The sequence below is a fragment of the Chelativorans sp. ZYF759 genome, assembly GCF_012911015.1.
Classification (GTDB): Bacteria; Pseudomonadota; Alphaproteobacteria; order Rhizobiales; family Rhizobiaceae; genus ZYF759.
This window is the reverse complement of the sequence record NZ_WVVV01000001.1, coordinates 112,381-138,813: the sequence shown is the minus strand read 5'-3', so window position 1 is coordinate 138,813 and position 26,433 is coordinate 112,381. Positions and strand designations below refer to the sequence as shown.

Below are 26,433 nucleotides of genomic sequence, written 5' to 3'. Positions count from 1 at the left end.
GATGCAGGACAAGCCAGCGACCGAGGTGAGGACGACGTGCCCTTATTGCGGGGTAGGTTGCGGCGTGCTGGCTCGTGTCGCCGCGGATGGCCAGATTGCCGTCCGCGGCGATCCAGACCACCCGGCCAATGTCGGCAAGCTTTGTTCCAAGGGTATGGCGCTTGGCGAGACGATGGGCATCGAGGGACGGCTGCTGGAACCGGAGATCGGCGGGCAGCCCGCGTCCTGGGCTGCCGCGCTCGATCTGGTGGCGGACAAATTCACCGAGACGATTGCCCAGCACGGCCCGGACGCCGTCGCCTTCTACGTTTCCGGTCAGCTGCTGACGGAGGACTATTACGTCGCCAACAAGCTGATGAAGGGATTTGTCGGTTCCGGCAATATCGACACCAATTCGCGGCTCTGCATGGCGTCGTCCGTTGCCGGCCACCGGCGGGCCTTCGGGGAGGACGTGGTTCCTGGCACCTATGAGGACCTGGAGGAAGCGGATCTCGTGGTCCTGGTGGGCTCCAACACGGCCTGGTGTCATCCCATCCTCTATCAGCGGCTGCTGGCGGCAAGATCCGAACGCGGAACGAAGGTCATCGTGATCGACCCCCGCCGCACGGCCACCGTCGAGGAATGCGACCTGCATCTGCAGATCGATCCGGGCACCGACGTGCTTCTGTTCAACGGCCTGCTCGCCCATCTCGAGGCCGCAGGCAGGATCGATCGGCCGTTTGTCTCAGCTTTCACCACGGGCTTTGAGGACGCCGTCTCCGTTGCGCGAGCGGAAGTTTCCTCGCTCGAGCACGTCGCTCTGGCGTGCGGTTTATCCGTCGCCGAGCTGCGCCACTTCTACGAGCTCTTCGCCGCGAAGGAGCGGACGGTCACGGTCTACAGTCAGGGCGTCAACCAGTCGGCGCACGGCACCGACAAGGTCAACGCCATCATCAACTGCCATCTGGCGACGGATCGCATCGGCCGGCCGGGAATGGGACCGTTTTCCGTTACGGGGCAGCCCAATGCGATGGGCGGGCGGGAGGTCGGCGGACTCGCCAACCAGCTTGCCGCGCATATGGATTTCAACGCAGCCGACATCGAGCGCGTGTCAAGATTCTGGAACGCGCCGGACATCGCACGCAAGCCGGGTCTCAAGGCAGTCGACATGTTCGATGCGGTGGCGCGGGGGTCGATCAAGGCGCTCTGGATCATGGGCACCAATCCGGCCGTCTCGATGCCCGATGCGGGGGCGGTCCGCAAGGCGCTCAATTCATGCGCCTTCGTCGTCGTCTCCGACGTCACCCGCACCGACACGACCCGTTATGCCGACGTGCTTCTGCCTGCGGCCGGATGGGGCGAGAAGGACGGGACGGTGACGAATTCGGAGCGCCGCGTCTCGCGTCAGCGACCGTTCATGCCGGCGCCAGGCGAAGCGCGCGCGGACTGGCGCATCATCCGCGACGTCGCGCACCGCATGGGGCATGGCGAGGCCTTCGCCTATGCCGGCCCCGCCGACATCTTCCGCGAGCACGCCGCCCTTTCCACCTTCGAAAATGACGGCGCGCGGCTGTTCGACATTGGTGATGTCGCGGACATTTCGAACTCGCGGTACGAAACCTTCGCACCGCGCCACTGGCCGATGGCGCGGACGGGCGCGCCTCGCGCCCGCCTGCTCGGCGACGGACGCTTTCCGACCGCCGACGGCCGCGCCCGCTTCGTCGCCGTGCGGCATGCGGGCGTGGCGCTAGCGACTTCCCAGGCGAGGCCGATCGGGCTCAACAGCGGCCGCCTGCGCGACCAGTGGCACACCATGACACGCACGGGCCACGTGCCTCGGCTGGCCTCCAACGCCCCTGAACCGTCGCTCGAGATCGCTCCGAGCGACGCTGCGGCTTATGGTTTGGTCGATGGCGACCTCGCCGAAATCGCCAGCGCCTTCGGTACCGCGCGGGCAAAAATCCGCATCACCGCCGATCAGAAGCCCGGCACCGCATTCCTGCCCATGCACTGGAGCGGTCAGTTCGCCGCCAACGCTGGGGCCGGGTCGCTTTTTGCGCCTGTCGTCGACCCGGTGTCCGGCCAGCCGGAACTCAAGCACGTCCCGGTTCGGATCAGCCGTGAAGCGGTTGCGTGGTCGGGGCTGCTGATCACGCGCCGCGACATCCGCCCGGTCGGATTCGTCCATTGGAGCCGGCACAAGGTCGAGGGCGGCTGGGTCTACGAGCTCTGCGGGACGGAATTGGCCGATCAGGGCATTCTTCTCGCGAGCGGGCTGCTTGATCCGGTCGGCCATGCGCAAATGGTCGAATATGCGGACCGGCGTGGATACGGCTATCGCGCGGCGGCCATCGATGAAGACGGCGCGCTGAAAGAGGCGCTGTTCGTCGCGCCGTCGAGGCAACTGCCGTCGCGTGACTGGCTACTCTCGCTTCTGGCGACGCGCACGCAGCTTTCGCTCGCCGACCGATTGGCGCTTCTCTCTGGCCGGTCACCGGTGCCGATGCCCGCGGCGGGCCGCATCATATGCGCCTGTTTCAATGTCGGCGAAAACCAGATTGCAGAAGCGGTCGCGCGTGGTTCGGCCACCGTCGACGAGATCGGCCGGAACTTGCAGGCCGGAACCAATTGCGGCTCCTGCCGCTCCGAAATCAGGAAGTTTCTCCATGAAGATCGTCTCCAGGCAGCCGAGTGAAACCGGACCGGCACGGATTGGCGCGCTCAGCGTCCTTCCGGTCTTTCTTGATCTTTCGGGCAAGCGGGCAATCGTGGCCGGTGGCAGCGAGGCGGCGGCATGGAAGGCCGAGCTTCTGGCGGCTGCCGGCGCACGGGTGGCGCTCTATGCCGCCGAGCTGTCTGATGAGATGACCCTGCTCCTCGCCCGCGAAACCGGGATTGTGCATCATGCGCGCGACTGGGGCCATGACTGCTTTCAGGACGCGGCCGTCGCGCTGGCGGATGCGGAGGACGACATTGAGGCGGCTTCCTTCGAAAAGGCTGCGCGCGCGGCCGGCGTGCCCTGCAACGTCATCGACCGCCCGGCCTTCTGCCATTTCCAGTTCGGCTCGATCGTCAACCGGTCACCTGTGGTCATCGGTGTCTCGACCTCTGGCGCCGCGCCCATTCTCGGGCAGGCCGTGCGGCGGCGCATCGAGACCTTGCTGCCGCCTTCCCTGGCGGCCTGGGCTGGTCTGGCGCAGCGTGTGCGCGAACATGTCGTGGATCGCCTGGCTCCCGGCGCGCAGCGCCGCCGTTTCTGGGAAGCCTTCGTGGATCGAGCCTTCGGTCCGGCCCCGGACGGGCAGGCGGAGGAGGAGGTCATCGCGGCCATCGCCGACCCATTGCGACATGGCGTCAAGGGAAAGGTGACCTTCGTGGGCGCCGGGCCGGGGGATGCTGAACTTCTCACCCTCAAGGCCGTCCGCGCCCTGCAATCCGCCGACGTCATCCTGTTCGACGACCTCGTCTCCGACGAGGTGCTGGAACTGGCCAGGCGCGAGGCCAAACGCATCCTGGTCGGCAAGCGCGCCGGGCGACCGAGCTGCAAGCAGGACGAGATCAACCGCACCATGGTGTCGCTCGCAAGCGCCGGCCGCCACGTCGTCCGCCTCAAGTCAGGCGATCCGATGATTTTTGGGCGGGCGGGTGAGGAGATTGCTGAACTGGAGAAGGCCGGCATTGCCTATGATGTCGTGCCGGGCATCACGGCTGGGATCGCGCTGGCCGCTGCCCTGGGTGTGTCGCTGACCCATCGCGACCATGCGAAATCCGTGCGCTTCGTCACTGGCCACTCACGCCATGGAGGCCTTCCGCAGGATTTGGATTGGCGCAGCGTCGCCGACATGTCGGCCACGACCATCTTCTACATGGGCGGCCGCACCGCGCCCGAAATCTCGACCAGGCTCCTGTCGCTGGGCATGCCGGCGCAAACGCCGGTCGTCATCGCCGCCGATATTGGACGCGCGACGCAGTCAGTGGTTCACACGACACTGTGGGGGCTGCCCGATGCCGCGGCGGAAATCCGCCGCGACCAAGCGGTGCTGATCGGCGTCGGCAGCGTCTTCCGGCCACGAACCGAAGCAAACGGCAGGCAGAACCAGGAATCTCTGTCGCAGCGCGACGTGGACGCGGCGGCGCAAAACAGCCTTTGCTCCGTAGGGTAGCCAGCGGTCTCGGACCGCGCGAAGAGCTCGATGTGGGCGCGCATATTCAACTCGTTGCAGCCGAGTTTCTGGTGTGGCCCATGTCGGCTATCTCGGCCGGCTCCCGGCTTCCGAAGCGCGGGTTGCCGAGGCCCAGGACCCCCATTGCAACCAGCGTCGCCACAACCTGGGCGAAGAACACGTTTTCAAACGCGGTGTTGGCGTCGAAACCACCCAGCTGCGTGATCTGGAAGATGATCTCAAGCGTCTCCATTCCCACTTCGGTGCCAAACAGGATCAGGAAGGCTGGCGCCATGATCACCATCCTGTTTCCACCCGAGGCAGCCAGGATGGCCCGCACCAACACGACCGTGCCGATGCCTACACCCCCGCTCAGCAGCGCCTTTGAGGCGATGAACAGCAGTTCGTCGTTGGCGCGGTAGGGATAGAGCATCATCATCGCGCTGCCCAGGAGGGCGAGCACGAGCGACAGCCACAAAAGCCAGTATTGCCCTTGAGGCCAGCGCAGCAGCAATGCCCCCGCTCCGAAGACGCCGCAAATCTGGGCGATCGCGCCGAAGGTGGCGCGGTCCGCGATGAAGGCCGTCGAGCACAGATGGCGGACGAGATAGGCGCTGTCGTAAAGCCCGGTCGAGGGAATCTGGATGAGAAAGAGGAGCCCCATCAGCGTGCCTGCTCCGGCCGGCAGCTGGAAGCTGGGATCAACCCAATGCCGGCGCCGCAGAAAGAGTGCCAATCCCGCCAATGACATGGCCGCCAGCAAGCTCAGCGTCACGGTCCCCAGAATGCCCGCCATCGAAATCGAGATCGTGGACACTTCGAACAGCAGAAGAAGAAGCAGGAACCCGGCAAGACGCCTCCACGGGATCGGCGTGGCGGCGACGGCCCCCTCGTGCGGGGTCCTCGGGAAGACAAGCGGCACCAGGATGAGGAAGACGACAGGCAGCGCCGCGAGCACGAAGAAGAAATTGCCCACGCCGATGTCGAAGGCGACGTATTTGACGAGCTGCGGGGTGGCCAGCATCGCGATCGGCTGCGCGGCGGTCCAGAGCGTGGTCAGCGCGCCGCGGCTCCTTTCATCATTTGCCTGGCCGATGGCAAGCTGGGCCAGTGGGGCGAAGAACGCCACCGCGAAACCGGCGAACGCAAAGGCCGAGATGATAACCGCCTCACGCGTGAGAAGAGCAGGGTTGGCATGCATGGTCACGCCAATGGCGCCGTAGCAGACGACGGCAAGAATGGCGGCATTGCGCGCAAGCCGCATCGCACTGCCCGGCGCTATCAGGAACGGCGCCAACGCCAAGGCCAGCAGGGATCCGCCCATGAGCGCCTCAATCAGCATGTCCGTGCGTTCCGCGGAGATGTTGAGGAAGCTTGCGAACTCAGCCTGCGAGACCAGCACCGTGCTCATCGCCACGGAGCGGATGCCGTTGCCCAGGAGGACGAATACAGCAAGGACGATGAACTGGATGGCCAGAAGCCTTTTCATCGAAGCCTTTCACGCAAGGCAGTCTCGATGTGATCGGCCGCGCGGATTGCCAGTGCCGCAATGGTCAGGGAGGGCGCATTGACCGGCGCCGTCACATGGCTGCTGGTGCCCAGGATGTAGAGATTGCGGTGGTCGTGCGAGACGAGGTCGGTGTTCACGACGGACGTCCTCGCATCCGTGCCCATCCGCGTGGTGCCGCCGATGATGGCGTTGGACAGATAGGGGTCGTTGCTCTCCATGTCAGGCACGCCCATCTCGGCGAAGATACGGCGGTTGACCTCGAGCGCGTACGCCAGGCCGGACTTGGTGTACTCGTCCATTCGGAAAGTGATCTTGGGCTTGGGCACGCCCGCGCTGTCCAATTCATCGGCCAGCTCGACGCGGTTGCCGGCCTCAGGCAGAACCTCCGCCGAGGCGTTCAGGCGCAGATGGCGCGAGACGCGGTCATTGATGGCCTTGGCAAGTTCCTGTCCGAGGAGACCCTCGTCGATGAGCTTCTTTGCAAGATCGGTCGCGTCGGAATTGCCGGACCAGCCGCTGTTCATGAAGGATGTGCCGGCGGCCGCCCGTTCGGTTCGAAACTCCCCATCGCGCATCTCGACGATCCCGGCCGTCTGTTGCGGCCCGCGATAGGGAAAGACGGGCTCCGGCATCAGGCCCCAGGCATCCTGGTTGGCCTGGGTGAGAAGGTAGCGGCCGACTGCATCCGAGCTGTTCGCAACGCCCCCCGGCGCGCCCTCCTGCGCGGAATTGAGCAGCAGGCGCGGGTTCTCGATGGCATGGCAGCACAGCGCGAATATCTCGCCTTCGACCCAGAATGTCTCGCCATTGGGCCGGCGGACCTTGATGCGGCTGACCAGCCCGTCGGCATCGAGCTCGACGAAGGTGACGAGCGCTTCGGTCTCGATGCGCGCACCTGCTTCCTCGGCCTTTCGCGCGTCGACGGACGCATCGTATTTCGCGCCGATCGGGCAGATTGGAACGCATGTATTGTTGCCGCAGCAGACCGGGCGCCCGTCAAAGATCTCGGAATTGCGCGCATGGGAAAACGGCGCCGAATGCATGCCGAGCTTAGCGAGCGCTTCGGTCACGCGCATGTCCATGTAGCTGCGCGGGATCGGCGGCATCTGATAGGCCACGCCATTGCGCGGCGCGCCCCAGACATGATCCGGATCACCGGCCACACCCCAGCGCGCCTCCGCCTCTTCGTAGAAGGGCAGGAGCATGTCGTAGTCGATCGGCCAGTCCTCGCCGACGCCATAGGTCGACTTCATGCGGAAATCGGCGGGGCGCAGGCGGTCGGCAAAACCGGTCCAGTGCCAGCTTGTGCCGCCATAGAGCCTGAGATACGCGCCGATGAAGCGGTCGGGCCCGGCCTGCAAGTAGAAATCGTCATAGCCGCCATCTTCTGGATGGGGCGCATAGTCCATGCTCGGGTAGGGCGCCTGCGGGCCCTTGACGGGGTTTTCGTAGAAAGTCGTGAGGTTCTCGGCGCGACTGCGGCGCGGGCCGGCCTCCAGGATCAGGACGTCGAGACCCTTTGCAGCGAGCGATCGCGCAAGGTGCGCGCCGGCCATGCCCGAGCCGACGATGACGACGGAGGCCTTCATAGGCGCGCTTCCGTTCCCGGCGCTTCGGCCCAGTGGCCGAAGGCGGGGCCACTGCACAGGCCCGGGGCCGTGGCGAAGGTGAGCGATCTCCAGGCGACGCACCACGGATAGTAGATCGCCTTCGTGACACCGTCGCGCGTGACTTCGCCTGTGTAGAGAAGTCTTGCGAGGAAGCGTACCTGCTCCTGAACGCCTGCATCGGCCAGCGCCAGACGGTCCGCCAGCGGACCGGTCCCCAGCGCGCGGACGAGTCCGGAGCGGGCCTGCACACCGTAGGTTTCAGTCAGTTCGCTTTCGGCTGCCCGGATCAGAAGGGGCGAGAGGTCCGGGATGCCGGCGATCTGATGCAGGATGGATGCAAAGCGCGCCTCCTGCCCGCCCAGCGTCTGCGCGGATGCAAAGCCCGGCAGGAGCGGAACTGCAAGGGCGCCGAGAAAGGTGCGCCGGCTGATCGTCATTTCGTGACCACCACCAGACCGCGGACGGAATTGGAATCGGGGTCTATGGCGCTCATGGCCCCGTGCAGATCGCTGACGGTGATCCAGACGGGAGGGTATTTGTACCGCGCGACATCGAGGATCAGCACTCGGTCGCTCTCCGCGTCGTAGGCGGCCACCGGCGAGATATGGCCGCCGCCCTTCTGGTTGATCGGCACACGCGAATAGTTTGCGACGAGGCGCTGGTCGGGGTCGGCCAGGACCTCCCTGACGATCTCGCGCAGCCCGTCGACGTCGAACTCGTCGGCATGCTGATAGTCGGCGGTCACGCCGAGATTGCGGAAGAACGCCGTCAGTTCGTCGAGCAGCAAGCCTTCGTGCTCCACGACCGCATAGGGCTTCACGTTCTGGTTCTCGGGCGTGAAGACCGTATCCTGCGTCCACAAGGTCCACGGGAACAGGCGGACCGGCGAAGGGCGCTCGGTGCCGAGGCTGTTGAGAACGGCCGCGATCGTGGCCGGACCGCAGAAGGTGAGTATCTGCTCGGTCTCGAGATAGCTTGCGAGCGGGAAGTAGTCAGACCGCTCCTCGGCCTGCATGAAGAGGCGCTCGCCCTCCTCGTCGGTCAGGTAGATCAGCTGATCCGCAGCAACGGGAGAAACCACGAGCACCAGTGAAACCAGTGCCGCCATCATCGGTCTGATCATCGTCATTGTCCTCCGAACCAGCTTGCCAGCGCATCCATGTCATCGTCGCTCAGCGTCTTGACGATCTCCTGCATGACCAGCGCCTGGCCGCCCGTGCGGGTGCCCGACCTGTAGGCACGAAGCGCATTGCGCAGGTAAATCGGCTGCTGGCCCGCGATGATGGGCACGTCGATGAGAACGGGACGACCATCCACCCCGTGACAGGAAAGACAGGACGAGGCGGCCGCCGGCATGTCGCCACCCAGACCGGCTGGAACGGACGGTTCGGGCGGCTGCTGCGCATGCGCGACGGTGGCCAAGATTGCCAACCCGGTGGCAAGCGCTGTCCGGTGAAGGAGGGTGCGCATCCCTCAGGCCTGGATGTTGATGTTGATCATCATGCCGGTGTCCTCGTGCGGAAGGATGTGGCAGTGCATGACGAACCGTCCCGGGAAATCGAGGAAGCGGGTGCGAAACTTCACCGATCCCGCGGCTGGCACAGGAACAGTGTCGAGCCATGGCTTGCCGGGTGCTGGTTCGCCGTTGATCTCAACCAGTTGGAACGGGTTCACGTGAATGTGGAGCGGATGGGGGAACGGGGTCGTATTGACCAGCGTCCATTCTTCCACGGCCCCAAGCTTCGTCACCACGTCGTCGCGGCCGGGATCGAATGACTGATCGTTGATCGTGAAGAGCGTGTCGTGAAAGTAGCCTTTCACGTCCGACACGCCGAGCACGAAGGTGCGGTGCCCGGTGATCTCGTCATCCTCGATGTCGACGAGGATGTCGTTGTCCGGAAGCTCTCCCGTGGGGATTTCCGTGCCGAAGTCGATGCCCGGTGCAACCCGCGGATCGTCGGCGGCGATGACGAAAATGTCGGCCATCACGAATTCGAGCATCGCCTGGGTGCCCTGATTGAAGGCCGGCCGCAAGAGCGTGTAGTGGCCCAGCTCTCCTGCCTTGACCAGGAGGTCGGCGCGGTTGCCCGGAGCCAGATCGATGAGTTCGGTCAGTTGGGCGCTTTGCAGCGGATTGCCATCGCGGCCCACCTCGTAGATCTCCAGCCCGTCGGCCCGCAGCGGCAGGAACTGCGCGTCGCCGGCATGCAGAACGCGCCAATGCTGAACCTCGCCCTGGCGGATGTAGATGCGCGGTCGAAACTGGCCGTTGACGAGGAAGTCCCGCTCGGCCGTCAGCGCCCAGATCGGCTCTTCGTCATCGAGTACACCGTCGATGCCGGGAACCGGGGCCTGGAGCACGAGGATGCGCTCGACCGCCGCGGCGATTTCCGGCACCTCGTCGAGCGCGCCGCCGATGATGGCCATCCCGGCCGCACCCGAAGCGACCTGTGCCGAGACGGAGCCGTGACGATGCGGATGATACCAGTAGGAGCCGGCTGGATGGTCCTGCGGCAGCTGCACCACATAATTGAATCGCTGGCCGGGCTCGATCTCGAGATAGACATTGTCGCTGTTGCCCAGCGGGCTGACATGGAAGCCATGATAGTGGATGTTGGTGGTGTTGAAGCGATTGGGCACATTGACCGTGATGTCCCGGCGGTCGGGATTGGGCGGCATGCGGTTCTCGAACGCCACTTCCAGCGTATCGCCCGGCTGGAGCCGAAGGGTCGGCGCGGGCAGGGTGTCATTGAAAATCCGCAGTTGCGCAGGACCGCTTGGCAAAGTCTGGTCGCTTATACTCATATAAAGGTCGGCGTGCAGACGTCCGTCCACGGAATGGAGTTCGGCAGGATTGGCGAGATCGTCGGCAATGCCGAGCGGCGAAGCTTGATCTTGGTGAACTGTGGCGCGTGCGCCAACAATGCCCCAACCGATTCCACCCAGGATGCCTCCCAGACCCAACGCGGCAGTACTTTTGAGGACGTCTCGGCGGGATATGGCGGGCATGAAATCTCCAAAAGGCAATCGCCTTCCTCCTAAGCGGGGAAGGCAGCCCATCACCAATCCTGCCTATAAGAAAAACCCGAAAGTGTCATGCTCTCATGCGTCCCTTAGGAAAATAAAAAGTGAAAAAATTCCAAGCTATCTACTGGCGCTAGATACTCGAATTTGATGGAAATATTCATCGACTTAAGAACAATTTGCATGACGAGGCGAGAAGTTCATTGCGTAGCTTGGGTTGAAGGTCTCGGTTGGAACCAGTCGCCGCACTTTCGGCGCCCTTTCTCCATCGTCTCCAGCAATCGTTCCTCCGGATCGTACGCCGCAACAGCACCGCGTCCTCTTCATCAAGTCCAACCAGGCGGCAGGGCGTCTAGCCAAGGTCTGCGCGCCCAAAAGGAAAGTGCTCATGGTTCGCTCTCTTCTTCGCGATCGATCCTCCGCAGTTTAGCAGGCGCCCGAGGAGGACCGGCCATTCCGTTGGGGACCAGACGTTCCGTCCTACTTCCGCTGCACGCCCTATTTCGACTGCCCGATCGGGCCCCACGACTGGCTCACGCGCACGGTAGTCGTGGGTACGGCGCAGCGGTTCAAGGACCCGGACCACACGATGTTCCACTACTACGCATTGCGTTAGGCTAAGGCTCGGAGGTGTCGGACGGCCCCGCGGCCGATGCCTCCTCTTCTGCTGCGTGACGGTGAAGTCTCTGATCTCCCGTATTGCCCGGGGGAACGTTCGAGCACGGCGGGGCCACGGCAAAGGCTTTGGCAGTGTCGTATGCATTGATCACGCCCATCCCTGGATTGGGAGCAAGCCCGATGGGGCACGGCGGCAGATCTCATCACCTTCGCAGATGACCGCATTCAGGTATTACGCCAGGAAGATGGAACGGCTGGTATCGGGACCCCAGGCATCATCATATTCAGCCTTCCCTCCTCCAGGCCCTGGCCGCATGGCTGTCGAGTATCGATGAGCTCCTCCGTCGTCAGTCGGTCACAATATTGATTCAGCGTCGAAGTCACCGGAGCTGGAGCCTGACGGTCCGGTTTGCCGCGCCGAATAGATGGCTGCAATCCCAACCTAGACTATGCGCATCAGCACGCGCAGCCCGATTGACGCGGCCGCGGTCCGGTTCTCGACCTGCAGTTTCGCAAACAATTGCTCCACATGTTTCATCACCGTGCGCGGGCTGAGATCGAGGATCTGGGCAATGTCCCTGTTGGTTTTGCCCTGGCAGAGCCAGTAGAGCACTTCACCTTCCCGCAGTGAGAGTCCCAGTTCGCGGCTCAGCTTGGCTTCCGGGTTTTCGATGTCGCAGGGTGCGGCACGCACCAGGAGGTCGCCGGCCGCCGAACGCCCGACCATGCTCAGCTTCACGCACCGGTTGCCAGGCTCGCCGAGCGTGAGCTCCGTGGCTTGCGACACAGCGCTGGAGCGCATCTGCTCGACCCACAGCCGGACGGAGGACTTGCTCTCCAGAGTTTCCGCCACCGTGCCCGCAAATGCCGTTTCAAGGGCGAGTGTGGCACCGGGCGACGCCCATGAGAGCGAACCATCGTTGCGCAGCGCGAGGATCGACTGGCCGGTGGCGTCGAGGGCATGCCTGGCATCCTCGACCATGCGCGCATTGGCGATGTGTATGGCGATGCGGGCGACCAGTTCATCTGGATTGATCGGCTTGGTCAGATAGTCCACGCCGCCGGCGCGCAGGCCTTCGAGCACGTGGTCGCTTTCCGAAAGCCCGGTCATGAAGATCACCGGGACGGCGGCGACCGCAGGCCGCGACTTCAGGCGCCGGCAGGCTTCGAATCCGCTCATGCCCGGCATGACGGCATCGAGAAGGACGATGTCGGGCTGGATGCGGCCCACCAGTGTCAGGGCCGTGTCGCCATCGCGGGCCACCAGTGCCGTCATGCCGGCCGACTCGATGGCCTCGATCAGCAAACTCAGCGTTTCGGGATTGTCGTCCACCACGAGCACGATGTCGCGTCCCTTGAGAGGTTCAGCCATCATCACGCACATTCTCCATCAAGAGCTCGATGCCCGCGAGATCGAGTCGATCCAGCCTGCGACGCGCCTCCGTCACGAAGATGGAGACATTCGGATCGTCGCCCTCGATCTGGGTCAGCGCGGCATCCACGCCGCGCACGTGGCCGATGGCGAGAGCGTTGGCCAAAGCGGAGAGATCGGCCTTGATAAGGCTCGCCAGCTCGCCGCCCTGATGTGGCTGCGCATCGAGAACCCACTCCAGTTTCAAGAGCCGTTCGATGCGCGAGAACAGCATGTCGATGTCGACGGGTTTGGCGAGGAAATCATCGTGATGTCCCGGCACATCCTGGCTCTGCGCCAGAACGGCGTGCTGTTCGGCCGCATGCGCGGAAACCATGACGATGGGGGCGGGAAGACTGTGTTCGTGCCGCAACTTGCCGGCCAGGGTCCAGCCGCTCATACCCGGCATGGCGATGTCAATCAGCACCAGATCGGGCGACACGGCGTTCACGACGCTGAGCGCCGCCTCTCCGTTCTCCGCCAGCACGAGGTCAAAGCCGACCGGGCGCAGCGCGTCTTCCAGAAGGGTTCGGTGTTCGGCGTTGTCGTCAACGATCATGATCGTGCGCCTGCGGCCCTTGTAGCCGTAGATGCGCCGCATCACCTTGACGGGCGTTGCCTGGTCGACGCGCGGCAGCATCAGGCGGACGCGAAAGGTGGAACCCTGGCCAGGCTCGCTGTCGAAGGCGAGGTCACCACCCAGAATCTCGACCAGAAGCTTGGAAATGGTCAGGCCCAGGCCGGTGCCGGGCACAGCGCGACTGCCTTCCTGCAGGCGCACGAACGGCTCGAAAATTCGCGCGTGAGCCTCCGCGGGGATGCCGACGCCTGTGTCCTCGACGACGAAAGTAGCGACTTCGTTGCGATAGGCGACCGCGAAGCGGACATGACCTGCCTGCGTATAGCGGACTGCATTTGAGAGCAGGTTCATCAGGATCTGCCGCAGACGGCGCGCATCGGCATAGACGACGCTCGGGACCCGTGGATCGATGGAGAGATGAAACGTTATGCCGCGATCGCGCGCTTCCATCTCGAACGTCGCCACCAGTTGCTCGATCAGGTCGCGCAGGCCGCATTCCGCGCGGTGGATCTCCAGCTTGCCCGCCTCGATCTTGGAGATGTCGAGCAGGCTTTCGATGAGATCGGCAAGGTGTTCCGACGAACGCCGGATCACCTGCAGGGCCGGCCGGCGTCGGCTCGGCAGCGTTGGATCATGCTCCAGCAACTGGGCATAGCCCAGAATGGCATTGAGTGGCGTGCGCAGCTCGTGGCTCATTCCGGCGACGTAGCGGCGCTTGGCATCATTGGCTGCCTCGGCGCGTTCCTTGGCCCGCTGCAGCTCGGCATCGGTGCGGCGATGGGCGCGGATTTCGGCCATGAGACGCCGCGTCTGGCGCTCGCGCTCGCTGCTGGCGAGCTGCTGGCTTTCGCGCGCGAGTGTCTGGAGCCAGGCAACCACGCCCGCCACCATGGCGATCAGCCCGAAGGCGAAGCCGAGCGACTGTGCGAGCGTCCTGTCGTCGCCCGGCGCCGCCTGGATCGCCTGTTGATAGACGAGGAGCAGGATGATCCCCACGAGAAGCATGAAGGTGCCGAAGACGGCCGCGAAATGTGCATAGCGGGAGGAATGAAACCGCGCCAGACTAGGCGGCAGGATGGCCGAAGCGAAGCGCGCATACTGGCTCTGGACCGTGGCATCGGGCCGGCATGCGTCGTCGCACCGCAATTCCAGCGCACAGCACAGCGAGCAGATTGATGCGCGGTGGTGCGGACAGGAGACCATGTCCTCGGCATCGAATGCGTGATCGCAGATGTGGCATCCGCATTCGGCCGGGTGCGCATTGCCCGCGTCGATCGGCGGGTGGCCGGAAAGATAGTAGCGCCCCTTCGTGGCATGGGCGATTAGCGGGCAAGCGACGAAGGGGATACCGAGTGCCACGAAGCTGGAGAACGCCGCGACCGTCTCTCCCAGCAGTCCCATGTAGATCAGCAGCGAGCAAACGCTGGCCAGGAGCGTGCCGCCCGTACCCACGGGATTGATGTCGCAGAGATGCGCACGCCGGAATTCCATCCGGGCCGGGCGCAGGCCCAGTGGCCGGTTGATGACAAGATCCGCCGTAATGGCGGCGATCCAGGCAGTGGCGACGTGCCCGTAGAAGCTCAAGGTGCTCTCGAGGGCGCCGAAAACACCGAACTCCATCAACATCAGGGCAATGACGACGTTGAAGACCAGCCAGACCACCCGGCCCGGATGGCTGTGCGTCAGGCGGGAGAAGAAGTTGGACCAGGCGATCGAGCCGGCATAGGCGTTGGTGACGTTGATCTTCAGTTGCGAAAGGATGACGAAGAGCACCGTCAGAAGGAGGGCGATCTCCGGAGCGACGATCATCTCATAGACGGCCAGGTACATCTTCGTCGGCTCGATTGCCTCCGATGTCGGGACGCCGTTTTGGAGCAGCAGCACGGCAAGAAACGACCCGGCCAGCATCTTCAGCGTGCCGAGAACGGCCCAGCCGGGGCCAGCGGTCAGCAGCGCCACCCACCAGTTCAGCTTCTCGCGACGGGTTTTCGGTTCGGGCAGGAAGCGCAGGAAGTCCACCTGCTCGCCGATCTGCGCCATCAGCGCAAAGCCTACGCCTGCGGCCGCGGCGACCAGCACCGGATCGATGGTATCGCCGCCCATGCGGCCGGCATGGCTGATCCAGGGCTGCCAGTCCACGCCGAGCCATATCAAGGCCACGAAGGGCGTCAGGTGCAGAACGACCCAGAAGGGCTGACTCCACTTCTGGAAGGTTCCGATGCGCGCGAAGCCGTGGGTCACCAGCGGTATGACGATCAGTGCATTGAGGAGGTAGCCGACCCACAGCGGAATGCCGAGCCACAATTCCAGCGCCTGGCTGAGGATTGCAGCCTCGAGCGCGAAGAAGATGAAGGTGAAACTCGCATAGATGAGGGAGGTGACGGTGGACCCGATATAGCCGAAGCCCGCGCCCCTCGTCAGCAGGTCGATATCCACGCCGGTCCGGGCCGCGTGAATGCTTATCGGCAGGCCCGTCAGGAAAAGCACCGCGCCAACGATCAGGATCGCAAGAACGGCGTTGTCGAACCCATAGGCGATGGTTAGGGCGGCCCCGATGACTTCCAGGGCGAGGAATGAGATAGAGCCTATCGCCGTGTTCGCGACCCGACCCATCGACCACTTTCGGGCACGTCGCGCCGTATAGCGAAGCGCGAAATCCTCAAGTGTCTCGTTGGCCACCCACCGGTTGTAGGTGCGGCGTGCGCGGCCGATGTGCCCCCGGGTCTCGCTCGGTGTGTCGGGATCGGGTATTCGCACCTGCACAATTCCCCCTAGTCCGCCCGCAAGTCGCCGGTCGTTGCGACGTTCGCCTGTCCGATCGCAACCGCAGCATAGCCGGCTATTCGGCGTACCTCACTACGCAATTCTCCCCATTGCCGCAGTGCAGCATGGAACGCAGTCTGAGCAAAGGGCACAGGCCGTGCTTGCGTGGCCTTTTTCAAGAAGGAGAGGTTGACATGAAGAAGACACCGCCAGTTCTGCCGGGCGTCCACACGAACCGTCGCAACGTGCTGATGGGAGGCGCTGCGCTGGGTGCCGCCACGCTTTTCATGCCGAAAGGCCTGCGCGCGCAGGATTTCCCGACCGATCAGGTCAATACGACCGGACTGGCGGTGACCGACACCACCGCGACGGTGGGAATTCTTCACTCGATCACCGGAACCATGGCCATCTCCGAGACGGGGTCGGTTCAGGCCGAGAAGCTGGCGATCGCCCAGATCAATGCCCAGGGCGGTATTCTGGGGCGCCAGATCGACTTCATCCAGGAAGACGGGGCTTCCGACTGGCCAACCTTCGCTGAAAAGGCGCGCAAGCTGCTCATCAACGACCGCGTTCCCGCGGTCATGGGGTGCTGGACCTCGGCATCGCGCAAGGCCGTGCTGCCAATCTTCGAGCAGCAGAACGGCTTCCTCTATTACCCGACCTTCTACGAAGGCCTCGAGGAGTCGCCCAACGTCATCTATACCGGCCAGGAGGCGACCCAGCAGATCATCGCCGGGCTGGACTGGGTCATGCGCGAGAAGGGCGCGGAGAGCTTCTACCTCATCGGCTCGGACTACATCTGGCCGCGCACCTCCAACAAGATCGCGCGCATCCATATCGAAAAGAACGGCAAGCAGGTGGTCGGCGAGGATTACTTCCCGCTCGAGCACACCCAGTTCAACTCGACGATCAATCGTATCCGCCTGCAGCGGCCGGACGTCATCTACGCCATCGTGGTGGGCGGTTCTAACGTCGCCTTCTACCGCCAGCTCAAGGCAGCCGGCATCGACCTGACGCGCGAGGCGCCGACCTTGCTCACGATCTCGGTGACGGAGGACGAGATACTCGGTATCGGCGGCGACAACATCGAGGGCGCCTATGCCTGCATGAAGTACTTCCAGAGTCTCGACAACCCGAACAACGAAGCGTTTGTCGCGGCGTTCAAGGAAATGTGGGGGTCCGACATCGTCATCGGCGACGTGACCCAGGCTGCCTATCTCGGACCCTGGTTGTGGAAGGCGGCGGTGGAGCGTGCCGGTTCCTTCGACGTAGACAAGGTCCGCGAGGCCAGCCCCGGCATCGAACTGGATACCGCGCCCGAAGGCTATGTGAAGGTCCACGACAACCACCATCTGTGGTCGCGGACCCGCGTCGGACGGGCCAATGCGGAGGGCCAGTACGATGTCGTCTACGAGACGGCAGACCTGATCGAGCCCAATCCCTTCCCCGAAGGCTACCAGTAGGCCCGGCGAGATGGGCGGGGGCGCGCCCCCGCCCGCCATCCATCCCCTAAATCCCGACCGCGACAACAGGGAGCGCAAGCATGTTCGACGGCTACACGATGGGCGAACTCGGCGCGATCTTCGCCATGCAGGGCTTCGCCGGGCTGATCCTCTTTTCAGTCTATGTGCTGATGGCGCTGGGGCTTGCGATCATCTTCGGGCAGATGGGGGTCATCAACATGGCCCACGGGGAATTCATGATCCTGGGAGCCTATGTGACCTATCTGTGCTCCTTGTTCTTCGCGACCTTCCTGCCCGAGCTGTTTGGGGTCTATTTCTTTGTGGCCATTGTGTTGGCCTTTATGGCCTCGGGATCGCTGGGCATGGCGGTGGAGTGGGGCATCATCCGCCATCTTTACCGTCGCCCGCTCGACACGCTCCTGGCGACCTGGGGCCTCAGCCTCATTCTGCAGCAGGTCTATCGCTCCGTCTTCGGCGCGCGCGAGGTCGGTGTACGCATCCCCGAATGGATGCGCGGGTCGCTGCAGGTCACCGATCTGGTGGAGGTGCCGTTCAACGGCCTCCTTCTCATGACCCTGACGCTTTGCATCGCCGCCGGCGTGTACCTGATGCTCTACCGTTCCGCCTGGGGCCAGCAGGTTCGCGCGGTGATGCAGAACCGGGTCATGGCTGACGCGGTCGGCATCAATACCGGGCGCACGGACCGGCTGACTTTCGGTATCGGCTGCGGCATCGCGGGCATCGCGGGATCGGCTTTCACGATGGTCGGGTCCACCGGGCCTACCGCTGGCCAGCTCTATATCGTCGACACCTTTCTGGTCGTCGTCTTCGGCGGCGCGGCCAGTCTCTTCGGCACCATCGCATCGGCCTTTTCCATCAGCCAGGTCCAGTCGGTGCTTGAGTTCTTCCTGTCAGGCTCCATGGCCAAGGTGCTGACGCTGCTCACCGTGATCATCATCCTGATGCTGCGGCCGCAGGGGCTGTTCACGCTCAAGGTCCGCAAGTGAGGGAACTGCCATGACCCGCCAATATCGCCTGTTCACCCTCGAGGAAGCCGTCAATTTCGCGCTGCTGGCCTTGCTGATCTTCGTCATTCTCCCCGCAATGCTGGATCCATTCAGGCTCAACCTCTTCGGCAAGTACCTGACCTACGCCTTCGTGGCCGTCGGCCTGGTGCTGTGCTGGGGCGCAGGCGGAATCCTGTCTCTCGGCCAAGGCGTCTTCTTTGGTCTCGGCGGCTACTGCATGGCGATGTTTCTCAAGCTGGAAGCATCGACGCCCGAGGCGACCGCCATCCAGTCCACGCCGGGCATTCCCGATTTCATGGACTGGAATCGTGTCACCGAACTTCCCTGGTGGTGGGAGCCGTTCCAGTCCCTGCCCTTCACGCTCGTGGCGATAGTGGCGGTCCCTTCGGCCTTCGCCTTCGTGATCGGGCTGGCGATGTTCACCCGGCGTGTGGGTGGCGTCTATTTCGCGATCATAACCCAGGCCATCGCGGCGATCCTGACGATACTGATCATCGGCCAGCAGGGCTATACGGGCGGCGTGAACGGCATGACCGATCTGCGCACGCTGGCCGGGTGGGACATCCGGCCCGACAGCGCCAAGCTGGTCCTCTATTTCGTCAATGGCGCGCTGCTTTTCCTGTGCCTGCTGGCAGGACAATGGGTGCGCAAGGGCAAGGTCGGAAGGCTGCTCGTCGCCATGCGCGACCAGGAGGACCGGGTGCGCTTCTCGGGCTACAACGTGGCCAATTTCAAGATCTTCGTCTTCTGCCTCGGTGCGGCCTTCGCGGCAATCGGCGGGGCGATGTTCACGCTTCAGGTCGGCTTCATGTCGCCGACGCTGATCGGCATCGTGCCCTCAATCATGATGGTGATCATGTGCGCGGTGGGGGGCCGTCATTCGCTGCTGGGCGCCGTATACGGCGCGCTCATCGTGAACGGCGCGCAGACCTTCTTCTCCGAGCAGATGCCCGAACTCTGGCTCTTCGCGATGGGCGCGCTCTTCATCTCGGTGGTCATGTTCTTCCCGACGGGGCTTGCCGGTCTCTACGAGGATCACATCCGACCACGCTTGCCGGGACTGCGCCCGCGCCGCCCCGGCCGGGCGGAACCGATCGCCACCGCCGCAGCGGAGTAGAGGCAGACGCCATGACCCCAGACACCCCCTCCTACGCGACCGACTTCCTGCTTGCGGTGGAACGGCTTACCGTCTCCTTCGATGGCTTCAAGGCGGTGAACGACCTCAGCTTCTACGTCGATCAGGACGAGATCCGGGTCATTATCGGCCCCAACGGCGCCGGCAAGACGACGGTGCTCGATCTGATCTGCGGCCGTACCCGCGCGACAAGCGGTTCGGTCCGCTTCAAGAACCAGGAACTCCTGTCGATGCGGGAGGATCAGATCGTGCATGCGGGGGTGGGACGCAAGTTCCAGACGCCCTCCATCTACGATGGCCTCAGCGTCTTCGAGAATCTCGAGCTCAGCTATCCGGGGGGCTACACGGTCATCGGCGCGCTCGCCTACAAGCGTTCCGCCGAGGTGATGACGCGGATCGAGGAAGTGGCCGAATTGGTCTTCCTCTCGGATCTCCTCGACGTTCGGGCCTCCTCGCTCAGCCACGGTCAGAAGCAGTGGCTGGAGATCGGCATGCTGCTCATCCAGGACCCTCAATTGCTGATGCTGGACGAGCCGGTCGCCGGGATGTCGGTTGCCGAACGCAAGAAGACCGCCGAGCTGCTGAACAGCATCATCAAGGATCGCTCCGTGCTCGTCATCGAACACGACATGAATTTCGTGAAGGACATCGCCCACAAGGTCACGGTCCTGCACCAGGGCAAGGTGCTCGCGGAAGGCTCGATGGAGAAGGTCCAGTCCGACCCGCGCGTCATCGAAGTCTATCTCGGCCATTGAGAAGGAGAAGGCGATGCTCACGATCGACAACCTTCATGCAGGATACGGCCAGTCCGAAGTCCTGCATGGGCTGAGCACCCGGATCGCGCCGGGGGAAATCGTGGCCATCATGGGCCGCAACGGCATGGGCAAGACCACGCTCATGAAGACCCTGATGGGAATCCTGCCCACGCGTTCGGGCCAAGTCGCAATCAGCGACACCGAGGTATCCAGGCTCAAACCCCACAAGCGCGTCGCGCTGGGCTTTGGCTATGTGCCGCAGGGGCGCGGGATCTTTTCGACCATGACGGTGCGGGAGAACGTGGAGACAGGGCTGTCGGCCACCGGCGAGAAGACGGTTCCGCCTGACATCTACGAACTCTTTCCCGTTCTGCTCGAAATGAAAGACAGGCGCGGCGGCAATCTGTCAGGGGGGCAGCAGCAGCAGCTGGCAATCGCGCGCGCGCTCGCCTCGCGGCCCAAGGTGCTGCTGCTCGACGAACCGACCGAGGGCATCCAGCCATCGATCATCCGTGAGATGGCACGTGTCCTGCGCCGCATCAGGGACGAGCGCGGTCTCTCGATCGTGGTGTCGGAACAGGTGCTCAGCTTTGCCCTCGACGTCGCTGACCGGATCCTTGTGATGGAAGGCGGGCGCTTCGTCCACGATACGCCAAGGGCCGGCATCGACGAGGCGTACGTCTCCCGGTTCCTGTCCGTTTGAAGCTTCGACAGCAAGAAAGGTGCTCACATGACCGACGTCCTCGTGAAGGTCGACCTCGCCGATAATCCCCACACCAATCCGGGCGTGCACAATCGCTGGCATCCCGACATCCCGATGATCGAATGGGTCAAGCCGGGCGACGACTTCATCCTCGAGACCTATGACTGGACCGGCGGCCAGATCAAGAACAACGACGATGCGGCCGACGTCCGCGACGTGGAACTACCGCAGGTCCACTATCTCTCCGGACCCATCGGGGTTAAGGGCGCCGAACCAGGCGATCTGCTGGTGGTGGACATCCTCGACATCGGAGCGAAGCCGGAGAGCCTCTGGGGATTCAACGGCTTCTTCTCGAAGCAGAACGGCGGCGGCTTCCTGACCGAGCATTTCCCGCTGGCGCAGAAGTCGATCTGGGATTTCGAGGGCATGTTCACCCGCAGCCGTCACGTGCCGGGTGTGCGTTATGCGGGCCTCATCCATCCAGGTCTCATCGGATGTCTGCCGGATCGCAAGATGCTGGAGATGTGGAACAGCCGCGAAAAGGCGCTGTTCGACACCGACCCCGAGCGTGTGCCGCCGCTTGCTGCCATGCCGGATGGAGGACCGACCGCTCATATGGGCCAGCTCAAGGGCGAAGCGCGCGATGCCGCGGCCGCCGAAGCGGCCCGCACCGTTCCCCCGCGCGAGCATGGCGGCAATTGCGACATCAAGGATCTCAGCCGCGGGTCGAAGATCTATTTCCCGGTCTATGTGGAGGGGGCGGGCCTCAGCATGGGCGACCTGCACTTCAGCCAGGGCGACGGCGAAATCACCTTCTGTGGCGCCATCGAGATGGCGGGATGGACGCATCTCAAGGTCGACCTGATCAAGGGCGGCATGGCAAAATACGGCATCAAGAACCCGATCTTCAGGCCGTCGCCCATCACGCCCAAATATGACGACTATCTGATCTTTGAGGGCATCTCGGTCGATGAGACGGGCACACAGCACTACCTCGATGTACACATTGCCTATCGGCAGGCCTGCCTCAACGCCATCGAGTATCTCAAGAAGTTCGGATACACCGGCGCACAGGCCTATGCGATCCTGGGCACCGCTCCTGTACAGGGCCACATCTCTGGCGTGGTGGACATCCCGAATGCCTGCGCCACGCTCTGGCTGCCGACCGACATCTTCGAATGGGACCTGATGCCCAACAAGGATGGCCCCACCAAATTCCTCGACGGCTCCATCGACGTGCCCGTCGCACCAGACCTTTGAGGCCGACATGCCCGTCTATGAATATATCTGCGAAGAGCATGGCGTCTTTGAAATGCTCCTGCCTATGTCGCAACACGCCGAGCCTTGCGATTGTCCGGTCTGCGGCGCTTCAGCGCCGCGGGCACTGCTCACTGCACCGAGGCTTGGTGCCCGCGACCAGGGGCGGATGATGGCCCACGCCGTCAATGAGCGTTCCTCGCACGAGCCTCGGCGATCCTCCTCGCATGGGGCCGGATGCGCATGCTGCGGTCCATCGCGCCTTAAGAAGGAAAAGGCAGCCCCACCCGGGGCCGCCAAGAGCTTCCCGACCAAGAGGCCGTGGATGATCTCGCATTAGGATGAGCGGCGTTTTCTTCAATCTGCAGCGATGCTTCGCGGTGAGACGGCAGGGGCTGAGACTGGACTCCTGGTCGATGAAACGAAGCCTTCTGCGCGGACTCTTCTGGCGGAGAACGGGGCGATCGAGCAGCGATCACGGGCAGACGATTTCAAAGGCGGTCCCGCGACGCCCCTGCAGGGCGTAACGACGAAACCGCATTTGCGTGTGCGTCGAACCCTTCATATTGAGCGAAACGACGAGTGTGGCCAGCCAGAGAGGTGTAGCCGCGTTCCGTCAAATAGCCGACGGAGGCGCTTTTCATGAAATCTGCGACCCCTAACGGCGATTGATTGCGCGCACTGCCCGCCGTGGGAAGGACGGCGTTCGGCCCCAACACGTAATTTGCAATCGAGCCCGGTGCATGGTGGCCAAGCAAGATTTCTGACGCGTTGCGAATCTCTGAAAGATGATCGAACGGACTGTCGGACAGGATTTGCAGATGTTCGGGAGCACAGTCATTTACAAAACCATACGCCTTTTCGATCGACGGCGCGAACACGATGCCGCCCCTGGTTCCACCCAACACCGCGCGAGCAAAGCCAGCCCTTGTCGCGTTCATTTGACCGAGCAAGGAATCGATTTCCACCATCGCTTCTTCAGCGAGCCTTCGGCAGGTCGTCACGAGAAACGCTGAACTGTCCGGGCCGTGCTCGGCTTCGATAAGCAGATCCAGCGCGGCCGTCCGCGGGTCCGCCGTCTCGTCGGCCAACACGATGCTATCGCTCGGCCCGGCGGGCACGCGCGAGGTCAAGACGCCGTGCAAGAGACGTTTGGCAGCCAGTACCCATGGGCTGCCCGGCCCCTCCAACCGGCTACAACGGGGTATGCTCGCGGTTCCAAATGCCGCGGCCGCGACGGCCACCGCCCCGCCTGCCTTGCAGACCAACTCGACGCCCGCGATGCGCGCGGCGATCAGCGTCGCCGCGTCGGCTTTGCCGTCCGAGCCAGCAGGTGTCAGAAGCACGATTTGCGGTACTTTGGCGACAACTGCGGGAATGGCCGTCATCAGGGCGACCGAAGGAAAGGACCCCTTGCCGCGAGGAACGTAGACGGCGGCGCTATCGACGGGCGTCCAGCGTTCGCCGGCGAAGACGCCGCGGCTCATTTCCTTCATCCACATCTCGCCAGGCCGTTGCGCCTCGTGAAAGCGCCGGATGTTGTCGGCGGCGAACTCAAGCGTCTCGATCATAGCCGGATCGACCGCGTCAAAGGCGTCGGCAAACTCCCGATCGGACACCACTATTCCGGTCTTCGTAAGGTCGGCACCGTCGAATTCCCTGGCGTAGCGGATGACGGCCGCATCGCCATCGTTTCGGACCGCGTCGACGATCGGCCGCGCCTTTTCAACGAAGGGCTCAAGATCCTGCTCGGCACGTACGAATAGGCAGGAGATCTCGTCGCGCGTCATTGCTGTCAGGTCATGGAACGCAGTCGTAGAGGATGCCGGACGGTCAGAGTGTCGCTGTGTCGTCATGGTCAGCTTCCCGCGCCTGCCATCATTTTCATGGTCTCCTCGCGGATGTCTTGAAGCACCTCGCGTTTCAGCTTGCCGAATTCCGGTTCCGTGACGACTTCGTATGAGCGGGGACGTTCGAATCCGACCGTGATGTCGGACTTTACCCGCCCCGGGCGCGACGCCATGACGACCACCCGGTCGGCGAGAAAAAGCGCCTCCTCGACGTCATGCGTGACAAACAGAACCGTCGCCTTGTGCTCGTCCCAGACCTTCAGCAGCAGTTCCTGCATCATCCCCCGCGTCTGCGCGTCGAGCGCTCCGAAAGGCTCGTCCATCAAAAGAACGGAAGGTTTGTATACGAGCGCACGGGCAATAGCGACGCGCTGGCGCATGCCGCCGGAAAGCTGTTTTGGCAGGGCTTTTTCGAAGCCCGAAAGGCCAACTTTCGCAATATAGTAGGCAACCAGATCACGTCGATCGCTCTTGCTGATCTTGCTTTTCTCCAGGGCGAAATCGATGTTCCGCTCGACGGTCATCCATTCAAAGAGCGAGTAGTTCTGAAAGACGAAGCCGCGGTCCCGGCCTGGCCCGGTCACGGGCTGCCCGTCGATCGATACCTGCCCTGCCGTCGGCTCCGTCAACCCGCCGACGATGGATAGAAGTGTGGATTTTCCGCAACCTGAAGTGCCCACGATCGCGACGAACTCATTGGCCGCGACGTCTAGATCGATGCCCTCGATCACGTTGAGCGGTTCCCCGCCCTCCGTCTCGAATGTCATGTCGAGGTCGCGAATGGAGAGTTTCATGGTCATCTCTGCCCTTCTGACCAGCCGAACATCTTGCGCCCGCCGAGCTTGAACAGATAGTCGGTGACCAGGCCGAGCAAGCCGATGAAGATGGTGCCGAAGATTATCGTATGCGTGGCGAGATAGCGCTGCGCGTCCATGATGCGCCGTCCAAGTCCGTCCTGTGCGGCGACGAGCTCGGCGACGACGAGGTAGGTCCAGGTCCAACCCATCGTGATGCGCAACGTATCCCAGATGGCGGGCATGGAGGCCGGAAGGACGATCCGCCACAGGATTTCGGCATTGGAGAAGCCGAGCGTCTGTCCCGCGCGAATGAGCGTCATGTCGACCGACTTGGTGTTGTTCATGATCATCAGCACCTGCTGGAAGAAGGTTCCGATGAAGAGGATCAGGATCTTCTGCGTATCGCCAATGCCTGCCCAAAGAATTGAAAGCGGGATCAGGGCCACGACCGGCATGTAGCGGACGGTCGAGATCAAAGGCTCGAGCGTTCCTTCGACCAGCCTGAAATTGCCCATCAGGATACCGATCGGCACTGCAAGCACTGTAGCGGCCAACCAACCGGCGCCGATGCGATAGATCGACACCGTGGCGTCGCGCCATAGGATTCCGGTCTCGATCTGTCGCCAGGCTTCCATGACGATCGCCTGCGGGGACGGCAGGAAGAGCGGCCGCACCATGCCCGACGCGGTCACCCACCACCAGGCAACCAGCAGGATCAACGGAAACGCGATACCCGCACCGACGTGAAGTCGGCGCGGGATCGGCGCGCGCAGCCGCAGGAGCGGTTTGCGCCGGGAGGTCATTCGGCTGCGGCCGCTTCGATGACCGACAGGTCGAGGGCATCGGCGACGGCCGGATACTGTGGTACGTCCGTCGGATTGACCTCAACCATGATCGAACCGATCGACTCGTAGGCCTCCTGGAAAGGCCCGGCCAGCGCCTCCACGTTTTCGGAAAGGTCGTACAGGCGCACGCCTTCGAAAGCGACGGTGAACTGGTCCATCTCGCTCCCGACTGCCGCGGCGATGATACCCCCGCCCTCTTCCGGATTCTCGCGGATGAAGGTGACGGCATCGTCCCACGCCTTCACGATCGCCACGAGCGTGTCGCGGTTCTCTTCGATGTAGGATGTCTCGGCGACGAGCAGGTCGCTGATGAGGCCGGGTGCGGCGCTTGCGTCGTAGATGACCTTGTATCCATCCCCCTGGGCTAGTGCCGCAGAGATGTAGGGCTCGTAGCTAACCGCAGCCTCGACTCGACCTGCGATCGCAGCGAGCCCGGCCTCGGACGCGCCCATAGGAACTGCCTCGACATCGTCGATGCTCATGCCGTTCTCGCGAAGGGCGTAATTCAACAGCAAGTCGCTCGTGGCACCCAGTTCGTAGGCAACCCGCTTGCCCGCAAGATCGGTGATGCTCTCGATGCCCTCCCCAGCAATGACTGCATCGGCTTCGTAAGCGGCGTCCATGATCATGAAGCCCCTGAGTTCGGCTCCCGCATTCAGCAGATTGATCAGCGTGTTGGTCGCGGCCGCCTGAACCTGGATGTTGCCACTGACCAGAGCTGCATTGACGTCCTGGTCCCAGTTGAAGTTGATGAGTTCGACGTCGAGGCCGCGGTCTTCGAAAAATCCTTTTTCGGCGGCGACCCAAAGCGGGCCGTAACCGAGCCAGGGCTGCAGACCGATGCGGACGGTTTCGGCGCTGGCGGCTGGAACGAATGCGGCCGTCGCGATGAGGGCGATCATGAGTTTCTTCAGCATTTTTGTGTTCTCCTCTGTCTTACAT

General features: G+C 63.4%; 21 protein-coding genes and 1 pseudogene. 10 read left to right on the top strand and 12 right to left on the bottom strand.

Going from position 1 to position 26,433, the window contains the following annotated elements; all coding sequences use genetic code 11:
* Position 1: 1 nt before the first annotated feature.
* Complete coding sequence (locus tag GRZ55_RS00610; protein ID WP_169284938.1) at positions 2–2,674, top strand: nitrate reductase; 2,673 nt, start codon at positions 2–4, stop codon at positions 2,672–2,674.
* Positions 2,646–4,142 (top strand): siroheme synthase CysG, encoded by a 1,497-nt coding sequence (gene cysG, locus GRZ55_RS00605; protein WP_169284937.1) that lies wholly within the window; start codon positions 2,646–2,648, stop codon positions 4,140–4,142. The genes GRZ55_RS00610 and cysG overlap by 29 nt, the downstream gene beginning before the upstream one ends.
* Positions 4,143–4,188: 46 nt before the next feature.
* Here the strand turns inward: cysG and GRZ55_RS00600 are convergent, their stop codons facing one another.
* The 6 genes from GRZ55_RS00600 to GRZ55_RS00575 are packed head-to-tail and all read right to left on the bottom strand — an operon-like array spanning position 4,189 to position 10,271.
* Positions 4,189–5,631 carry a hypothetical protein gene (locus GRZ55_RS00600; RefSeq protein WP_169284936.1) on the bottom strand — a complete coding sequence of 481 codons (1,443 nt, stop codon included), beginning with the start codon at positions 5,629–5,631 and terminating at the stop codon, positions 4,189–4,191.
* Positions 5,628–7,241 carry a GMC oxidoreductase gene (locus GRZ55_RS00595; RefSeq protein WP_169284935.1) on the bottom strand — a complete coding sequence of 538 codons (1,614 nt, stop codon included), beginning with the start codon at positions 7,239–7,241 and terminating at the stop codon, positions 5,628–5,630. The genes GRZ55_RS00600 and GRZ55_RS00595 overlap by 4 nt, the downstream gene beginning before the upstream one ends.
* Entirely contained in the window at positions 7,238–7,699 is a 462-nt protein-coding gene (locus GRZ55_RS00590; protein WP_169284934.1) for a hypothetical protein, read from the bottom strand. Before GRZ55_RS00590 ends, GRZ55_RS00595 begins: the two co-directional genes overlap by 4 nt.
* A complete protein-coding gene (locus GRZ55_RS00585) occupies positions 7,696–8,385 on the bottom strand; it encodes a phytochelatin synthase family protein (RefSeq protein ID WP_169284933.1) in 690 nt (229 codons plus the stop codon). Before GRZ55_RS00585 ends, GRZ55_RS00590 begins: the two co-directional genes overlap by 4 nt.
* 2 nt (positions 8,386–8,387) lie before the next feature.
* Complete coding sequence (locus GRZ55_RS00580; protein WP_210257165.1) at positions 8,388–8,684, bottom strand: c-type cytochrome; 297 nt, start codon at positions 8,682–8,684, stop codon at positions 8,388–8,390.
* A gap of 51 nt (positions 8,685–8,735) precedes the next feature.
* Positions 8,736–10,271: a multicopper oxidase family protein gene (locus GRZ55_RS00575; RefSeq protein WP_169284932.1), complete on the bottom strand. Its 1,536-nt coding sequence runs from the start codon at positions 10,269–10,271 to the stop codon at positions 8,736–8,738.
* A 502-nt stretch (positions 10,272–10,773) separates the two neighbouring features.
* Here GRZ55_RS00575 and GRZ55_RS23725 point away from each other — a divergent pair.
* Positions 10,774–10,902 (top strand): annotated as a pseudogene (locus tag GRZ55_RS23725) (hypothetical protein); the annotation flags it as partial.
* Positions 10,903–11,346: 444 nt separating this feature from the next.
* On the opposite strand, the gene GRZ55_RS00565 reads toward GRZ55_RS23725, so the two are convergent.
* A complete protein-coding gene (locus GRZ55_RS00565; protein ID WP_169285543.1) occupies positions 11,347–12,276 on the bottom strand; it encodes a DNA-binding response regulator in 930 nt (309 codons plus the stop codon).
* A complete protein-coding gene (locus GRZ55_RS00560; RefSeq protein WP_368856565.1) occupies positions 12,269–15,652 on the bottom strand; it encodes an ATP-binding protein in 3,384 nt (1,127 codons plus the stop codon). The genes GRZ55_RS00565 and GRZ55_RS00560 overlap by 8 nt, the downstream gene beginning before the upstream one ends.
* Positions 15,653–15,945: 293 nt before the next feature.
* On the opposite strand from GRZ55_RS00560, the gene urtA reads away from it, so the two are divergent.
* The 7 genes from urtA (at position 15,946) to GRZ55_RS00525 (ending at position 22,339) form a co-directional block, all read left to right on the top strand.
* Positions 15,946–17,121: an urea ABC transporter substrate-binding protein gene (gene urtA / locus GRZ55_RS00555; RefSeq protein WP_246734475.1), complete on the top strand. Its 1,176-nt coding sequence runs from the start codon at positions 15,946–15,948 to the stop codon at positions 17,119–17,121.
* Positions 17,122–17,201: 80 nt separating this feature from the next.
* Entirely contained in the window at positions 17,202–18,128 is a 927-nt protein-coding gene (gene urtB, locus GRZ55_RS00550) for an urea ABC transporter permease subunit UrtB (protein ID WP_169284930.1), read from the top strand.
* A 10-nt stretch (positions 18,129–18,138) separates the two neighbouring features.
* On the top strand, positions 18,139–19,266 hold the full coding sequence (urtC, locus tag GRZ55_RS00545; protein ID WP_169284929.1) for an urea ABC transporter permease subunit UrtC: 1,128 nt from the start codon (positions 18,139–18,141) through the stop codon (positions 19,264–19,266).
* Positions 19,267–19,277: 11 nt separating this feature from the next.
* On the top strand, positions 19,278–20,039 hold the full coding sequence (gene urtD / locus GRZ55_RS00540; RefSeq protein ID WP_169284928.1) for an urea ABC transporter ATP-binding protein UrtD: 762 nt from the start codon (positions 19,278–19,280) through the stop codon (positions 20,037–20,039).
* 13 nt (positions 20,040–20,052) lie between these two features.
* Positions 20,053–20,742, top strand: coding sequence for an urea ABC transporter ATP-binding subunit UrtE (urtE, locus tag GRZ55_RS00535; RefSeq protein WP_169284927.1), 690 nt, complete (start codon positions 20,053–20,055; stop codon positions 20,740–20,742).
* A gap of 27 nt (positions 20,743–20,769) precedes the next feature.
* Positions 20,770–22,002, top strand: coding sequence for a formamidase (gene fmdA, locus GRZ55_RS00530; protein ID WP_169284926.1), 1,233 nt, complete (start codon positions 20,770–20,772; stop codon positions 22,000–22,002).
* Between the two features lie 7 nt (positions 22,003–22,009).
* Entirely contained in the window at positions 22,010–22,339 is a 330-nt protein-coding gene (locus GRZ55_RS00525) for an FmdB family zinc ribbon protein (RefSeq protein ID WP_169284925.1), read from the top strand.
* 151 nt (positions 22,340–22,490) lie between these two features.
* Here the strand turns inward: GRZ55_RS00525 and hisD are convergent, their stop codons facing one another.
* From hisD to GRZ55_RS00505, 4 genes are all read right to left on the bottom strand, one after another.
* On the bottom strand, positions 22,491–23,861 hold the full coding sequence (gene hisD, locus GRZ55_RS00520) for a histidinol dehydrogenase (protein ID WP_246734474.1): 1,371 nt from the start codon (positions 23,859–23,861) through the stop codon (positions 22,491–22,493).
* The gene (locus GRZ55_RS00515) at positions 23,858–24,580 is read right to left on the bottom strand and encodes an ABC transporter ATP-binding protein (RefSeq protein ID WP_368856564.1); all 723 of its coding nucleotides are present in this window, start codon (positions 24,578–24,580) and stop codon (positions 23,858–23,860) included. The genes hisD and GRZ55_RS00515 overlap by 4 nt, the downstream gene beginning before the upstream one ends.
* Before the next feature lie 65 nt (positions 24,581–24,645).
* On the bottom strand, positions 24,646–25,449 hold the full coding sequence (locus tag GRZ55_RS00510; protein WP_169284922.1) for an ABC transporter permease: 804 nt from the start codon (positions 25,447–25,449) through the stop codon (positions 24,646–24,648).
* A complete protein-coding gene (locus GRZ55_RS00505; RefSeq protein WP_169284921.1) occupies positions 25,446–26,408 on the bottom strand; it encodes an ABC transporter substrate-binding protein in 963 nt (320 codons plus the stop codon). The genes GRZ55_RS00510 and GRZ55_RS00505 overlap by 4 nt, the downstream gene beginning before the upstream one ends.
* Positions 26,409–26,433: the final 25 nt, after the last annotated feature.

Bases quoted from the DNA above. Each gene is read 5' to 3' on its own strand.
- cysG (WP_169284937.1), top strand. From the start codon at position 2,646: ATGAAGATCGTCTCCAGGCAGCCGAGTGAAACCGGACCGGCACGGATT.
- GRZ55_RS00585 (WP_169284933.1), bottom strand. From the start codon at position 8,385: ATGATCAGACCGATGATGGCGGCACTGGTTTCACTGGTGCTCGTGGTT.
- GRZ55_RS00510 (WP_169284922.1), bottom strand. From the start codon at position 25,449: ATGACCTCCCGGCGCAAACCGCTCCTGCGGCTGCGCGCGCCGATCCCG.
- urtE (WP_169284927.1), top strand. From the start codon at position 20,053: ATGCTCACGATCGACAACCTTCATGCAGGATACGGCCAGTCCGAAGTC.
- GRZ55_RS00565 (WP_169285543.1), bottom strand. From the start codon at position 12,276: ATGGCTGAACCTCTCAAGGGACGCGACATCGTGCTCGTGGTGGACGAC.
- GRZ55_RS00505 (WP_169284921.1), bottom strand. From the start codon at position 26,408: ATGCTGAAGAAACTCATGATCGCCCTCATCGCGACGGCCGCATTCGTT.
- fmdA (WP_169284926.1), top strand. From the start codon at position 20,770: ATGACCGACGTCCTCGTGAAGGTCGACCTCGCCGATAATCCCCACACC.
- GRZ55_RS00610 (WP_169284938.1), top strand. From the start codon at position 2: ATGCAGGACAAGCCAGCGACCGAGGTGAGGACGACGTGCCCTTATTGC.
- GRZ55_RS00575 (WP_169284932.1), bottom strand. From the start codon at position 10,271: ATGCCCGCCATATCCCGCCGAGACGTCCTCAAAAGTACTGCCGCGTTG.
- GRZ55_RS00595 (WP_169284935.1), bottom strand. From the start codon at position 7,241: ATGAAGGCCTCCGTCGTCATCGTCGGCTCGGGCATGGCCGGCGCGCAC.
- GRZ55_RS00600 (WP_169284936.1), bottom strand. From the start codon at position 5,631: ATGAAAAGGCTTCTGGCCATCCAGTTCATCGTCCTTGCTGTATTCGTC.
- urtA (WP_246734475.1), top strand. From the start codon at position 15,946: ATGCCGAAAGGCCTGCGCGCGCAGGATTTCCCGACCGATCAGGTCAAT.
- GRZ55_RS00525 (WP_169284925.1), top strand. From the start codon at position 22,010: ATGCCCGTCTATGAATATATCTGCGAAGAGCATGGCGTCTTTGAAATG.
- urtC (WP_169284929.1), top strand. From the start codon at position 18,139: ATGACCCGCCAATATCGCCTGTTCACCCTCGAGGAAGCCGTCAATTTC.
- urtB (WP_169284930.1), top strand. From the start codon at position 17,202: ATGTTCGACGGCTACACGATGGGCGAACTCGGCGCGATCTTCGCCATG.
- urtD (WP_169284928.1), top strand. From the start codon at position 19,278: ATGACCCCAGACACCCCCTCCTACGCGACCGACTTCCTGCTTGCGGTG.
- GRZ55_RS00590 (WP_169284934.1), bottom strand. From the start codon at position 7,699: ATGACGATCAGCCGGCGCACCTTTCTCGGCGCCCTTGCAGTTCCGCTC.